The organism is Candidatus Margulisiibacteriota bacterium (genome assembly GCA_003242895.1).
GTDB lineage: Bacteria > Margulisbacteria > Riflemargulisbacteria > GWF2-39-127 > GWF2-39-127 > GWF2-39-127.
The window spans coordinates 1-15042 of sequence record QKMY01000014.1; the positions used below are offsets into that span (position 1 = coordinate 1).

The 15042-nt window shown below is 35.9% G+C and carries 11 protein-coding genes; 4 read left to right on the forward strand and 7 right to left on the reverse strand.

The genetic code is table 11. From position 1 onward, the window contains the following. Positions 1–254: 254 nt before the first annotated feature. The 7 genes from DKM50_01150 to DKM50_01180 form a co-directional block, all read right to left on the reverse strand. Positions 255–818: a hypothetical protein gene (locus tag DKM50_01150; protein PZM83830.1), complete on the reverse strand. Its 564-nt coding sequence runs from the start codon at positions 816–818 to the stop codon at positions 255–257. A 24-nt stretch (positions 819–842) separates the two neighbouring features. Then, entirely contained in the window at positions 843–1904 is a 1062-nt protein-coding gene (locus DKM50_01155; GenBank protein ID PZM83831.1) for a hypothetical protein, read from the reverse strand. Between the two features lie 90 nt (positions 1905–1994). After that, complete coding sequence (locus DKM50_01160) at positions 1995–2927, reverse strand: hypothetical protein (protein PZM83832.1); 933 nt, start codon at positions 2925–2927, stop codon at positions 1995–1997. A gap of 188 nt (positions 2928–3115) precedes the next feature. After that, entirely contained in the window at positions 3116–4390 is a 1275-nt protein-coding gene (locus DKM50_01165; protein PZM83833.1) for a hypothetical protein, read from the reverse strand. Positions 4391–4399: 9 nt separating this feature from the next. Further along, positions 4400–5491 carry a hypothetical protein gene (locus tag DKM50_01170; protein PZM83834.1) on the reverse strand — a complete coding sequence of 364 codons (1092 nt, stop codon included), beginning with the start codon at positions 5489–5491 and terminating at the stop codon, positions 4400–4402. A 9-nt stretch (positions 5492–5500) separates the two neighbouring features. Beyond that, entirely contained in the window at positions 5501–6925 is a 1425-nt protein-coding gene (locus DKM50_01175; GenBank protein ID PZM83835.1) for a hypothetical protein, read from the reverse strand. 4 nt (positions 6926–6929) lie between these two features. Further along, positions 6930–7820, reverse strand: coding sequence for a hypothetical protein (locus DKM50_01180; GenBank protein PZM83836.1), 891 nt, complete (start codon positions 7818–7820; stop codon positions 6930–6932). 304 nt (positions 7821–8124) lie between these two features. On the opposite strand from DKM50_01180, the gene DKM50_01185 reads away from it, so the two are divergent. From DKM50_01185 to DKM50_01200, 4 genes are all read left to right on the forward strand, one after another. Beyond that, positions 8125–10029: a hypothetical protein gene (locus DKM50_01185; GenBank protein ID PZM83837.1), complete on the forward strand. Its 1905-nt coding sequence runs from the start codon at positions 8125–8127 to the stop codon at positions 10027–10029. A 468-nt stretch (positions 10030–10497) separates the two neighbouring features. Then, complete coding sequence (locus DKM50_01190) at positions 10498–11730, forward strand: hypothetical protein (GenBank protein ID PZM83838.1); 1233 nt, start codon at positions 10498–10500, stop codon at positions 11728–11730. Positions 11731–11748: 18 nt separating this feature from the next. Further along, entirely contained in the window at positions 11749–14484 is a 2736-nt protein-coding gene (locus tag DKM50_01195) for a hypothetical protein (GenBank protein ID PZM83839.1), read from the forward strand. A 104-nt stretch (positions 14485–14588) separates the two neighbouring features. Continuing rightward, the coding region (locus DKM50_01200; GenBank protein ID PZM83840.1) for a hypothetical protein at positions 14589–15042 on the forward strand (454 nt) is incomplete at its 3' end.

The following is a 15042-nucleotide window of genomic DNA, read 5'->3' on the forward strand; positions in this document are numbered from 1 at the left end:
ATTATAATCATCCCAATAGGGATACTTTATTGCCTGAACTCAATGTTTATCAGCGCTAAAACTCATAATTAGAACTGCTGAGTCACGCGAATTATTACCTAACGTTCAGTGCCTTTGTATTCCACCTAAACTATCAAGTGTCGTAGGAGCGTATCGATGATAGCAAAAGTTGTATTTGTTAAGCGGGAGGTTTAGATCGAAATGACTGGGTGCTTTATTCGGGAATATGTAGTAACCATAATGTTGCTAAATTTTCAGCTGTTACAGGAATCATCTAAAAAGTCAGAAAGATAATAGAAAAAAAGGTCAGCATCTGATAAGGATAAATGCGTGAATTCATTAAGTTTGTACCTTAAAAAGGTGATCATTTCTTCTCGTTTGATTTTTTTATTAACAATAAGTATAGTTTTTACGGAAGCATTTTTATTACGTATACTTTTTAGTACTTCTAAAGGATTTTCATCTTTTATTTTATATGGGAAAAGGACTACCGCATAATTATCCGCTTGAAGCCTTTCGAGCATTTCTTCTTTTGTATTAATAAAGTCTATATTTAAATTAGCCTGATCCTTCAATTCTTCCATTATTTTATCTTTTTCATTAACTTTATAACAAGACAAAACATCATCTATTTTATGTTTTGTATCGAATTTATATTCACCAAGATAATTTTTTTGCGCGTCATTTATTCTGTAACAAAGAGCCTTTTTTATTCGCAATATTTCCTGTGGCTTTTGGTTGCCATCTGAATTCTGCATAGATTTGTTGCTACTTGATAAGAATTGTGAAAAATAACTTAATAATTTTTTAATAAACATTATTGCTCCTGTGACTAAACAGCATCAACCTGCCGGGATAAATAAATTTCCCTTTCTAACATACTTAGCCGCTTTGACGGGGCAGACTGAATTATTAGGAATGTTCGTTTGATTCTGTTCCTTGCCTATATCATTATCTATCAGGCTTTCTATATTTTCAATATTATTTTTTTCTAAAATATCTTTGTCGGTATCTTTTTTTTCTTCTGTGCAAAAAATCGGGACATCTATCGGAACAGGCCGTTCATGGATTGGAACTGCGGAAGATAAATAGTTATGTTGAGGTAAAGGAACGCTAATCGCAGGAGTGCTCTGAAAATTGTTCAAGATTTCTTCAACGTATTCATTTTTCTCATCATAGTTATATACGCCTTGGTTGGCTTCTATAGCACTTTCATGCGCGGTTATATTTATATCTGCATAAATCTTTCCGTCAAATAAAGTTATGACCCTGTCTGAAAAATTAGCAACTTCTTCATCGTGGGTCACAATGATTATTGTTGTATCAAATTTTTCTTTAACCTCGCGGAATAGTTCTATTATCTCAAGTTGAGTTACCGAATCAAGGTTGCCGGTAGGTTCATCAGCCAGGATTACTTTTGGATTGTTGACAAGGCATCTGGCTATAGCTACCCGTTGTCTCTGCCCTCCGGAAATACCACCTGGAAGGTGATTGAGCCTATCCCCCAGACCAAGAATTGTCAATATATCGATAGATAGTTCTCTTCTTTTTTTTTTTTTGATATTTTTGTAAATTAGCGGTAGTTCCGTATTTTCTATCAGAGTTTTTTTTGGCAACAAATTATAGCTTTGAAAAATGAATCCGATCTCCTCATTGCGAACTTTTGCCAAATCGGTTTCACTATATTGAGAGATGTTTTTGCCATTAAGTATATACTGTCCCGATTGAACAGGATCAAGACATCCTAGGATATTCATTAAGGTAGATTTGCCTGAACCTGAGGTGCCTACTATCGACAAATATTCACCCTGTTCAATCGTCAGTGAGATATTTTTGAGTGCAAAGAATTCCTCTTTGCCGCTTTTATATGATTTGCTGATTTTTTTTAGTTCGATTACAGGCATATTTATATTATAACCAATCTTTTATGAAAATAATAATTGGTAGCTGCCTTTTATGACAGCCACCAATTAATTAGAAATACACAGGATAATTTATTTGCTGCCTAACTTGACCATTATCCTTAGACTTGAGTATACGAATTCAACGCAGTTGGTCCACCAACTATGTTTATGATAACCTGTGAAGGTTTGCCAAGCCCCATCAAAATACCCCTCAGTATAAAGATAATCAATATCATCGCCGAGCTCGAAGGTTTCTGCGACTGTGAAATTTCTCAACAAACCACTTTCGATTTTTTGAGAATATATAGTCTTTACTATTGTTCCTGCGGTATTATAAACGTTCGTACGGATCTGTGTCGGTGCATTGATACCAAATATAGGAATACTTATTCCGACCTTATTAGTCAGTTCCACTTTAATTGAGCTCTTAGGTACAAATAGACCAACCACAAATTCAACTGGAATCTTATTTTTGTGGGTTGCGTCAAGGGTTAATTCCAGCTTAAGATCAGTTTTGAAAATTTCTTTTTTTTCAGTTGTTGCGACTGTATACCTTTCAAGTGACATAGATTTGAGTTTGATTGTTACAGCTTGCTGGGTCATTGAATATAATGTCGGGATAACGCCTGTTGCATCAATATCCCCACTAAGTTTATAAGTGGCTTGTGTATCCGAAGGATATACAACCATTGTAAATTGTTTGGTAAGACCATTTGAAATAACCTCACCTTTGATTGTATAAATTAGCGCCTTCAGATATTCAGCGTTAGTATTACCCCAAAATTGAAAACGCAGAGTATTGCCGAGAGTAAACCCACCTATAGTGTCTATAGTGCCCTCCGTGTATTTTTTTAAATGCAGTGCTATTGAAGCTTTTTCTGCTACCATTCCGATACTAGTATCATTATTTGCGTACGAGCTTTGGTCTTGTTGAACATAAACCTTGGATGGAGCTGTTTCACTGAATGCCACAGAAACATTGATTAATAATAATCCTATAATTAGCATTACAAATCTCTTCATTTTTTTATTCTCCCTTTTGTAATTATTTTTTTTTGACATATTTTAAAAGTTTTATTTGTAGTATAATCTGTTTATGCTATTTAAATGTTTTGTGCGCTCCTTTCTAATATTTTGTTGTGTTACTATTCTCGTATTCTTCAAGTAAATACTTGTATCGAAAAAAAATGTTGGGATATCCTGGTAAAGTTTTACGAGTGCCCGAGTGCCTCAATTGGGTTTAGCTTGGCGGCTTTAGCCGCAGGAACTATTCCGGAGACGACACCTATAATAAGAGTAAAAACTATAGAATAAGCAATAGATATGATCGGAAATACCAGAGGTATTGTTAGCAGATTAAGCACCAAGATAGACAGTAAAATGCCAAGCGCAATACCTAGGATTCCACCTATAGAGGTTACGATCATCGTTTCAATGAGAAATTGGATAATTAACGCGTTCTTATTTGCACCTATGGATTTTCTAATGCCGATTTCTTTGGTCCGTTGAACCACTGATGAAATCATAGAATTCATAATCCCTATACCCCCTACAACCAGAGAGATCCCGGCAATAAACGTGATTAACAGCGTAAACTTGGGGAGATAAATTAGTATTTTATTGAATATATCAATATTGGAATCCTCAATAAAATAATCTCCGTTTAAAACAAAGTTTTTAAGCCAACGAAAAAAAAGCTCTTTGTTACTATCTTTTTGTTCATGAGGTTTAAGCTTGACTAGAAATTGGGGTAAATCATTGTTAGTTGCCATAAACATGTAAAATGAATAGGGAACATAGACTTCTGGTTCATCCTTTCCAGCATCTATGATACCTATAATCCGAAAAGTATAATCTCCAGCCTTTACGGTTTTGCCCAGTATCCCGCCAAATTTGTTAAAGCGCTGATATAAGGGAAGCGACAATTTCAAGATGGCTACAGGGGTTTGTTGGTTAACTTCTAAATCGGAAAAAGTCCTGCCAATAATAATCTCTTCTTTTATATAATTTAGAAAATTATTATTTGAAAAATTAATCATCAATTCTTTGCGCTCATCACAAAGAATTACCTCGTTCTTTATTCTTCCTAAAAAGTCTACGGAATCTACCAATGGACATTTATTTATCTGTGATGCATAGTTTTTTATGTCGTATGGTAATGGCCAGTCGCCCTCCGCTTTTTTTCTTTTTTCAGATTGAGCATCATTAATCATTCCTAAAAAACCAGCAAGCATATTATTCCCACCGGGTTTAAATGCGTTGACAGAAGCCGCTGATTTAGTTTTGTCTGGAGAATAGGTAATGCACAAAACATTTTCTTTGAAAGCTGCCATTTCGCTATTTACCATTTTGGCAGCGCCTTCACCTATGGCCAAAATAACCGTAACAGCCGAAATCCCTACGATGATGCCGAGCACCGTCATAAAAACTTCCATTTTATTGTTTTTAATTTCATCAATAGCTAATTCAACATATTCCAGTATCATACGTCGTCCTTATAGCTCTTTAAATACCTGTCCGTCTTGTACAAATTTATTGGGGTCTTTAATTATCTTATCGCCGGAACCTATCCCTTTTATTATTTCTACATAATCATTGCCGACTAGCCCGATCTCAATATATTTTTTTTTCGCGATACTATTTTTTACTTCATAGACATAATAATTTTTGTCATCTACATAAACACTGGATAACGGGATACTACTTACGTTTTTTCTAATATTGAGTGGAATTTCAGCCGATAAATACTTATGTAGATTGGCTTCACGTTGTTCCTGCGCTGCCGGAGTGAAAGATACTTCAACCGTTATGCCTTTTTTTGTTACAAATTTACCTACATTAGTGACATTACCTTCTGCGACTATTTGTCCTGCGGTTTTTTGCGCGTCAAAAAACCTGACATTCATGTTTTCTTTTATTTTGCCCTGATAAAGGTCTGAGACATAGAACCTTGCATATAGATCATCTAATTTTGTAATAACTATGACCGGTTCGTCAGCAATCGCCAGATCCCCTTCAGATTTATTGACTTGAGTGACGTATCCCGAAATATCAGAATATAGTTTTAATGTAGAAATCTTCTTCATAACTTCACTATATTTATTCTGTGCGGACTGAAAAGAATCTTCCTCTGTCGACTTTAGGTCTTGTTTAGCCTCGATTACTTCTTTAAGTGATATAAGGTCTTTTTTATATTTGATTTTAGCAGAGTCATAGTAATTCTTTTTTATTGCAAGTTCCCTGCTTGCTTTATTAAGCATTCCTGTAGCGATAGATAGTTCTCCATAAATATCCTTGCTTTCCATTTCCGCTAAAAGGGTTCCCTTTTTTACCTTATTTCCAACATTTACATGTATTTTTTTTACAATCCCGTTTCCGGCTATCTTTAACTCCTGTTGGGTCCTTGGAATGATTTCACAGGAAGTTATTATATTGCTTACAACATCGTGCCGCTCTAGTCTGGTGACTTTGCCGTCAACGGTACTGCCGCTTGAAAATAGGTATCTATGGCTTAAGCCCGTTTTAATTAATATAAAAACAATCAGTAAAATAATAATATATTTCAATACTATTTTTGTTTTTTTCATAAATAACTCCTATTTTATGCTGATAAACAAATCTGTTGGGATATTTAACCCCGCGAATTTATTAAGTTCAAAATTAGCTATTATATAATTTTTTCTATTTTGAAAAAGTTTCCCCCGCACATCTTCCAGCGATGCCAGCGCGTGTTCGACATCTATTTGATTTGCGTTGCCTTTATCATATTGTTCCATAACGATATTATATTCACTAAGCGCATATTCATAATATATACCTAAGAGTTCCCTATCTTCCTTGTAGCTCATTATTCTATTATATTTAGTTACGATATCATGGTGTATCGCATCGGTCTTATTCTTAAAGTTGTCTTCTAGGTCCTTATACTTTTTTTGTTTTATCCTGTAATCGTTATCCAGTGAGCTATCAATAATAGGTATTGCCAATGCAAACCCGTATGACATATGGCTATCTTTCTTAAAAGAATCCTGTTCTTTTGTAGTTATTTGTGCCGCCTTGAGCAATAAATCAGGATATTGCTGTGTCATCACACTTAAGTAGTCGATCCTAGCCGTCTCCAGTTCTCTGACTGCAAGCTGATAATCTTTGTTGAATTTAAGTCTGCTCAGAAAATATTCAACAGGTTTTATTTCAAAATCTATATCAAGATTTCGATCAAAATTTATTTCTTTTGTTTCCGGGTAACCCAAGAGCCAGTATATTTCTTTTTTTTTGTTCAAATAGTCATTTTTGGTTTCAGAAAAACGATGCTCCTCATTAATCATTGAGACTTTGCTCCTGATTAATTCGATACCTGGTATTTCGCCGAGATCGTATTTTGCTGTAGCGAATTCCAATAACCTCTTCTGACTTTCCAGTTGTTTATTTGATTCCTCAAAATTATCCATGGCATTTATGTAAACCATATAATCATTAACTAACGACACCATTAGATCTTCTTTTTTTGAAACATAATCAATGATGCTTTTTTCAAAATTGAGGAGGTCGATTCTCGAATTATATTCACTGGCCTTAATACCCTCAAAGGTAAGGGGAAGAGAATAGATAAAAGATAATGATTGGCTTTCCGGAATTAAATTATTCATTGCCGATGCAATATCCGAGTAACTATTGGCAAATGTGATATCAAGATCATTCCCGAAAAGGAATGGAAACTTTTTACTGGCAGCAAATGATGAGTTGGTTTCATAATTGATATCTCCCTGAAAAAACCTGGAGGGTGATTGGCTGCCGGAATTGTTATACGAATAAGAAAGCTTAAGATTATATTTAGTTAACGCCTTTTTGTAGTTCTCTTTTGCCGCTTCATATGATTCTTCAAGTTTAAATATCTTGGGATGCTTTCCATTAACTAAGATCTGTTTGACGTATTTAGATAGAGATATTGTGTCTGCGAACAAATCTGTTGCGCTAAAGTTTGCTGTCAATATTGCTATTAATATATATATAATTTTTTGCATAATGCTAATCGATCAGGATCACGCCATATTCTTCAATTTTGCTCCCGTCACTTCTGGTGACATGTAAAACTATATTAACTTGTGAATCGCGGAAGGATTGGGGAATAAAAATTTTGCATCTCCAGGTATTTGAACCCACATTTTTTAATTCATACTTTCCATGATTAATTTGCTTGATTTTACATATAACTTTAAGTGCTCGTTCTTTATCTGAGAATTCTTTTGTTATTAGAAATGAGCTGCCTTTTGTCGCAAATTTAGGGATAATCATAGCTTTTGTTACTTTTATGTCTTTTAACTTATTAATAATATCTGATTGCTTAATAATAGTTTCATCCTGTTTAATTACCATGTTTTTGTCGAGATAGTCATCGAAATCTAAACTATCAAGTCTTTTTATGTCATCTATTACAGGGTCAGAATCATAAAAATAACTGAGTCCTAAAGATAGCTTGGGAACTGTTGAAGAATTTGCATATTTTCTGTTCAAATTCATCTGCATTTCAGCTGTTATAAATAAACCGGCAGATATTTCTTCGAGATATGATAATGCAGCAAAAACAGATAAGCCTCCCGGATTTATATACCGCTCACTTCCAAATGCTTTCGAAGCCCCAAGCAAAAGATCATATCTACGAGGTCCGAAATTCATAAAAGGAATAATCATTGAAGAAGATAATTCTTGTATATTACCCTGATAAACGGATATTTCATTGTACCAATTAGTCCCAACATTTCCTGTTCGATGGAATAATCGAATGCTGGATGGATATGATTTATTTCCATCAGTTGGTATATCACCTATGGCGCTATTGTATGAAGCACCTATGCGATAAGCATTTGCAGTTGATATAGTTATCAACATAAGAAATAAGAATAGTAATGCTTTTTTCATTTAGTGAGGTGTCTCCTAAAAACTAGTATTATTTTGTGACAACTTTTGTCAGGAAGGGATTTGCAATTCTTTCCCCTATTCTATAAATATTAGCATAATTTGGGTGAATTCGTAATTAAGTTGGTTATTACAAAAGATTCAAATGATGGAAATCTGGATCCCTGCCTGCGCAGGGATGACATCCCAGGGTATGTCATTATTAGCTTTAGTAGGTGATTGCCCTGTAGTTTTATTTGTTGTTACTTGTTAAACCGAAAATATAATTATAGAATTAATTATCAGGGCACTAAAAATAATATTAATAATGAGTGTTGGAGTTATGGACAGCAAACAATATACTCAGGTCCAAGAAAGAATTTTTCAGATTTTGCAGGAATATGATCCTGGTATTTGTTCGCAGATTTTTGAAGAGATTTTTTATGGATCGATTCACCGGTTTACCGGGAAAATCATTTATCAGAGAATCGAAAAAAGATGCAGATATCGATTCAAGCTAGCTATTTCCGAAGTTGATCGAGAGAAAATTATGAAGCTTTTGGAATCTGAAAAAATACTCTCTCCGAATGATGATTTCCAGAAACTTTCTCTCCAGGTATATTATTGCGATTTTTATGACTTATTGTCGAAATTATCAGTTTCTATAATTTTATATTATATTTTTCATGTTTTACGATGGATTGGAGACATTATTTTCAGTAATAAGAATGTTCCTTATCCTCCGGTTTTTATTGAAAAGCAACAATGCTTTTTTAAAGAGAAAAGGCTTACTGAATGGGGAAAGAAAACGCTGTCGGAAATGAACGTGAGATTGGGCCCGAATACAACTGTTCACGAATCGACACTAATAATTTTACTTAAGCGGTTCTTATCTCCGAGTGAAAATCGCTTACCTGTTTGCATTACTATCGGGAACGATTGTACTATCGGCGCAGGCGTAAAGCTAGGAAATCAATTGACAATTGGCAATGCAGTCCGTATCAATTCTTTTGTCTCAGTTGGTGCCGAATCTCTTATACAGGCAAGTGTAACTGTGAGAAGTTTTGCGGCGCTTGGTATCCATAATGTCATCCAGTGTACTGCCAAGATCGGTTGGTTTGTTCAGACAAGTGCTTTTGTTGCAATAAAAGGATTCTGTTCTGTTCGATCGTTTGCTAGGGTTGGATTGCGGTGTGCGATAGGAGAGTCATCCCGATTAGGCCTCGGGTCCTCTATTCATAGAAACACTAGTATCGGGGACTATTGCAAGTTTAAAAGCTTCACGAAGATAGGACAACGCTCTATCCTTGGCAATTCGGTTGTTATAGGGGCATTTTCTAATTTGGCAAGAAATGTTGTAATTGATCGCGACGTAAGCGTAGGGGTGTTCGGAACAGTTCAGAGCTATACCCATATAGCAACGAACGTTAATGTAGGGCCGTTTAGTACGATCATGAACAATGTATTGATCGAAAAGCTTTCCTCGATTGGCTGGTTTTCTCATTGTGGTGAGCATTGCATTATTAAACATGACACTTCCATCGGATGGGGGAACCACATACAAACCGAAGCGATTATTAGCGGGTCTGGAAAAATAGGTTCATTTTGTTCGATTGGTGAAAAAGCTCAGATAGCTGAAAACACGATACTTGGATCTTTTGTTCGCATAAAAAAAGCTGTGGTGACTGAACAGTCCGTGGTTTTAGGTCCGTTTAGTACTGTAGGGAACGACTGCCTCATTAGGTATAAAAGCACGTTAGGAATGAGAGTCGTACTTATGAACAACGTCTCAACCGGGACAGATAGTATGATAGGGAACTTCAGTCGGTTGGGGGTTAAGTCCGAGATTGGTAATAACACAGTTATCGGGATGTTCTCTACTCTTGGTCAGCAAATTATGCTCGGGAATAATGTGGGAATCGAATATTTTTCTACTGTGGGATTAGGAACATATATCCAGGAATATTGTAAGATCGGCAAAAGGGTAACAATTGGCTGTCACGTACGGATCGCGCCTCACTGTGAAATCGGAGATAAGTCACGTATCAGGAACGATGTCGTCCTTAAACGTAATGTCACGCTTGAACCTAAAGTGACCGTTGCCAATAAGGTTCTTATTGGCGAGTACTCAGCTATTGAAAAAGGTATATACATTAAAAGTGGTTCGGTTATTGCACCGCATGCTTCAGCAAAAAAGATAAAGATAAAGTGGTTTAAGCTAGCTGCTAAGTAATTGAAAGTATTTTCTTTTGGTATATGGTTAGAATTAGTTATTAATCCAGGTGCATAAAATTTTGTTTCGAAGATTGATATAATCTTTTAAGGAGCACTAATATCCATGATAATAAAAAATAATGTTATATTTTTGGTAAAAGAGGGAATAATAAAATAACTATGAACATTGCTTCGGCAATAATATCGGCAAATTACCTTTAATATGGCGGGAATCGCATATAACTCAGTTGCGATGTGACTGATACTTTCAGCCAGTGGTACCTGGGTGCAGCATTGGGAAAAAACGTTACTGTACAGGATTAATGCATGTGTAGGCTAAATATGTATTGTGTATACCTCTCACTCCTTAGTTGCAAAGAAATAGTTAAGGAAAAAATTGATATAATTTGTTTGTTATAACTAATGTGTTTTTTAGAATAAAAATAATGTTAGTTTTTTGCAAAAAAGTAGGATTAATAAATTAACAATGAAAATACTAAAAATATTAATATTTAGCATATTATTAATGCTACCCGTGTATTCACATGCCATTTACGGGGGTCAGCCAGGCGCAATGTTCGCATATGGCGCCGATGCTCACTCATTTGCTATGGGCAGGGCCTACGCAGCGTATAGCACAGATGCCTCCGCAGTTTATAATAATCCCGCTTCGTTGATGGAAGTTCCCAAGATATCCGGTTTGTTCATGCAAGCTAACATGTTTAGTGTCTATTCTTTTTCGGTTATGGCATTTGTTTGGCCGGGTCTTTATGAATCATATGGCGGGGGAATGGTCACCCTGGGGAATTCTTTGCCTATTGTAAAAACGGATGATTATAATGAGGAATCAGGCAGTGTTGCGGATAGCTCAAGCGCTATGGTGCTGGCTTATGGCAAGCGGCTATATAACAATCTTTCGGTTGGCCTAAGTTTCAAAAACTATTCAAGAGCGCTGGGCGAATTTCCCGATTCCTTTTTTGTATTTGATCTGGGAGTTTTGTATTCGCCCATGGAAAACATAGTTTTGGGCGGGGTCCTTAATAATGTCTACTCTATGAACAATGCTCCGGCAATAACATCAGACAAATTGCCGTTAATATGGCGGGGCGGGCTAGCATATAAGTCAGATGAATATTGTGTGGCTTTTGACGTGACTGATACTTTCAGCCAGTGGTACCTGGGTGCAGAATACAAATTTATGGGCATGTTTTCATTGTTGGCTGGTATGAATTATGAAGAAGCTATGACATTCGGCTTAGGGGTTGAATATAGTATAGCCAAATTTGACATAGCAATGGCTAATCAGGATGCCGGAAGTACAATGAAATTTTCACTGGGTATAAATTTGGGCGGGAATAAATCCGAAGAAGTTAATACGGAAGTAGATAATTATGTAGCAAAGGGAATGAGATATTTTGATAAAGGGTTTTATAATCTTGCTAAGGAAAGCTATTCTTCAATTTCTATTCTAAAGCCCCTTTCAAGCGATAATAAAAAACAACTGCAAAAACTAAATGAGGTACTGGCGATTACAACTGTTAAATTGCCGGAGGAAAGACAGGCCTGGGAGTGCTATGACAGGGCAATTTCTGCGATGAGGAATAAAGAATTGAAGCGAGCATTGGAAGAAGCAAAAAAGGCTGAAGGATTTATGCCCTCCAATTCTAACATCGGAGATCTTGTTCAGTTCTTGGAAAAAAACGTGGGTATACTGGAATGATGCATATGGAGGATCAATATGTATAGGATTCACTTTGGAAAGTTACTAAAAATAGGTTTTATAACGCTAAGTGTGATCTTAATGGGTCAATCATTCCTATTTCCTGAAGAAGTTATTTTAAATAAAAATGCCGATACTGATGGAATAATTTTATCTGATGTCAAGGCTGATGACCCATATGCCGCGGAAATATATTATTTTGTGAAAAACAAGTTTCTTGCCAGATATAAGGGTGACGAGTTCAAACCGAACTATATTCTCAGTCGCAGCCAATTTATAACGTTATTGATATCCTTAACGAATTTCGATAAGAATCCATACTCCGGATATTATCTGGATGTTCCACAAGATTACTGGGCTTCAGTGTACATTGAAGCATCAGTGTCGAGAAATCTTATTGATGTGCCCGATAACCGTAAGTTTTATCCGAGAGCACTTCAGAAAGAAAAAGAAGCGCTTTCAATAATAAATAAATTATTTCCTATTGATAACTATAGCGGTCAAGTAACCGGTGATCAAAAGGAAAACAATCAACTATATAATGAGGATTGTTTTTTAACAAGAGGAAAAATGGTTGAAATCCTGTCTAAAACCAAGCGTTTCAAAGAGGGGATCCAACAATTCAAAGAAAAGTTCAAAATACCGAAGAAAGATGTTAATGATGATGTTAAACACCGATTTCTGGATGACAACATAAAAAAATATTTGGCAAACGGAACCGGTTCAGATGACTTGAAAGCAGATATTAAGAATATTAAGTCTCAAAACGATGTCGAGAATATGATTGACGAAAAATTAAGCAAAGCTTTTCGGTATATACATGAATGGAAATATTATGAGGCAATTAAAGAAATAGATGATGTTCTAAAGGTTGACCAGGAGAATACTCTTGCTTTGATGAGAAGAGGATCAGCCTACTATTTACTAGAGAATTACGATAAAGCCAGAGAAGATTGGCTTGCTGTTCTTAAATATGACAGTAACAATGAAATAGTCAAGGAATTTCTGGCAAAGGAAGGTAAAATTGAAGATCAATCTTATATCTATAAAAGAATAGAGCTGGAAAAAGTTCTTGAAGATAGGTTGAAAGATGTTATAGAGAAAAAGATTGCAATTAAGGACATCTCGATTTTGATAAGCCTTGAGATAGGTGCAGAGATGATATCCCCTCAGAAAGAAAAAGCGTTGCTTCCAGGGATCCCGGTCCAGTCGGACAGTATTTATGAAAAATACTTTATTAAAGAACTTAATGTAAATATAAAAGCGGATGAAGGTATTGATGCAGCGAAATATGAAAAAATTCCTGAGATCGTATCTTCCTTTTTTCCTTTTCCAGTTGCACTTAATAAAAATCTGTTCCTGGGGAAAGCAAATCTGAAAGATAATACCAATCTTAGTATTTCCGAACAATACTATATTTCGGAGAAACTTGCCAAGAGTCAGGAACTCTGGGAACAGAGATTAAAAGAATATGTAGGAATTATGCAAAGCAGAATAGAAAGCAACAACAGTCCTTCCGCAATAGCCCCGGCACCTATCGGATCCCAGCCTCTAATCAGTGATGCACAAATTAAGCTTTTAAGCGAGCCACAGGCTAGGCTTTTGAGTGAAACTCAACGCGATTTGCTTAAGACAGCAAATAGAATAAAAGAAGATTACACTTCAATTAATATTCAAGTTGCCGGAATCAGGGAGCGACTGAAGGTAGAACTTGAGAAACAAAAAAGTTTTAACATAAACCACATGGTCTCAATAGGTAATACTGTTGCGATTATTGGAATGATGATGTTGTTTTTTGTGCTTTTTAGAAAAACATTGCCGGCTGTATCTTCGGGCGTAGGCAAACTTGCTGCAGGTGCGGAAGGGCAGCAAGGAGCAGCGGAAGCAGCTCCGGCGGCAGCTATGTCTATCAGCGGTCGTATCGAGACGGCGGTTGATGATGATGAAGGCATAAAAGAAATGTCTATCAGGAAATCAACATCCATGACGGCCTTTTTTGAATTTGTTGATGACGATAATATCTTTAAGCTAAAAATCCTGATGCTTAACAAATATAAACAAAAAAAATTGACTATAGAGCAAATAGCTATCATTTGTTCTTATTTACCCGCTTCAATGTCAAATATCATACTTTCGCAGTTTGAAGACGAAGAGCAGGCCGAGATCATTGCTTATCTGGTATACAGTAATCAGTATTCGATGGATGTCATTGCGCCTTTAGAGAAAAGTATTAAGGAGCAAATATCCTGTCTGGTAGGTGGTAAGGATGTTGTTCTTGGATTATTAAATGAATTAAGAGATAAAGAAAAAACTGCTTTAACCAAGGTATTAGGCGAGAAGTATCCTGATTTACTTGAAGAGATCAGGGATATGATCGTTCTTTTTGAAGATATTCTTCTTACGGATAAAGACTCTCTTAAGAAAATCTTTTATTCTCTCGATCCTTATATTATTGCAGCAGGGATTATGCAACTTGAAGAAGGAGACAAGAATCAAATATTATCCTTACTTACAGAAAGTATGAAAGATATGGTCAATCAGGTCTTGGAACTTAAAAAAAGCAGCCTAACTAAGGTAGAGATTATCAATGCCCAGGAACACATACTCAAAGTAGCAAAAAATCTGGCAAAGCAAGGGTCTATTACGCTAATTAAGAAGACATTTGGAAATATTGATAGCAAAGAATCTCAGGAAGATATTGATAATCTTATAGCTCAGAGTATGGCAGTCGATCAATCCGGGGAACAACTGTAAATGGATAATCATATCGAATGGTGTCAGAGTATACAAGGGGATGAGTGCTATTTGTCAATAGGTGAAGCTTGTAAATTCTTAGTATGGATAGCTTAGGATAATTTATGAAAAAATTGAACATTTTTACATATATATATACTATCGTAATAGTGTTGTCCTTATTGCTAGTGGGGAACATAAGCGCATTCGCTGCAGTCCCGTCCGGCTGTTCTGTTCAGATCAGTAGTAACGCTACTTATACTAATTCAACATCAACTACCTTAACTTTAGCTGCAACTGGCGCTACTACCATGAATATATCCAATACAGCATTTGGGACTGGAACAGACGAAGCTTATAATACAAACAAAATATGGACTTTGACTGCGGGAGATGGAACTAAAACAGTTTATGTCCGTTTTAAAAATGCCAGCGGAAATACCGATGTAACCGATAATATCGTATATGACGGGACAGCCCCTGGAGCGCCTGGAACATTAACAAATGTAACCTGGACAACAACAGCAGACCCAGTGAACCAGGATTTTGCTGAGGCATCGGATACGGGAGGCAGTGGGA

Excerpts from the sequence above, each read along its gene's own strand:
- DKM50_01150 (PZM83830.1), bottom strand. The coding sequence starts at position 818 with ATGTTTATTAAAAAATTATTAAGTTATTTTTCACAATTCTTATCAAGT.
- DKM50_01155 (PZM83831.1), bottom strand. The coding sequence starts at position 1,904 with ATGCCTGTAATCGAACTAAAAAAAATCAGCAAATCATATAAAAGCGGC.
- DKM50_01160 (PZM83832.1), bottom strand. The coding sequence starts at position 2,927 with ATGAAGAGATTTGTAATGCTAATTATAGGATTATTATTAATCAATGTT.
- DKM50_01165 (PZM83833.1), bottom strand. The coding sequence starts at position 4,390 with ATGATACTGGAATATGTTGAATTAGCTATTGATGAAATTAAAAACAAT.
- DKM50_01170 (PZM83834.1), bottom strand. The coding sequence starts at position 5,491 with ATGAAAAAAACAAAAATAGTATTGAAATATATTATTATTTTACTGATT.
- DKM50_01175 (PZM83835.1), bottom strand. The coding sequence starts at position 6,925 with ATGCAAAAAATTATATATATATTAATAGCAATATTGACAGCAAACTTT.
- DKM50_01180 (PZM83836.1), bottom strand. The coding sequence starts at position 7,820 with ATGAAAAAAGCATTACTATTCTTATTTCTTATGTTGATAACTATATCA.
- DKM50_01185 (PZM83837.1), top strand. The coding sequence starts at position 8,125 with ATGAGTGTTGGAGTTATGGACAGCAAACAATATACTCAGGTCCAAGAA.
- DKM50_01190 (PZM83838.1), top strand. The coding sequence starts at position 10,498 with ATGAAAATACTAAAAATATTAATATTTAGCATATTATTAATGCTACCC.
- DKM50_01195 (PZM83839.1), top strand. The coding sequence starts at position 11,749 with ATGTATAGGATTCACTTTGGAAAGTTACTAAAAATAGGTTTTATAACG.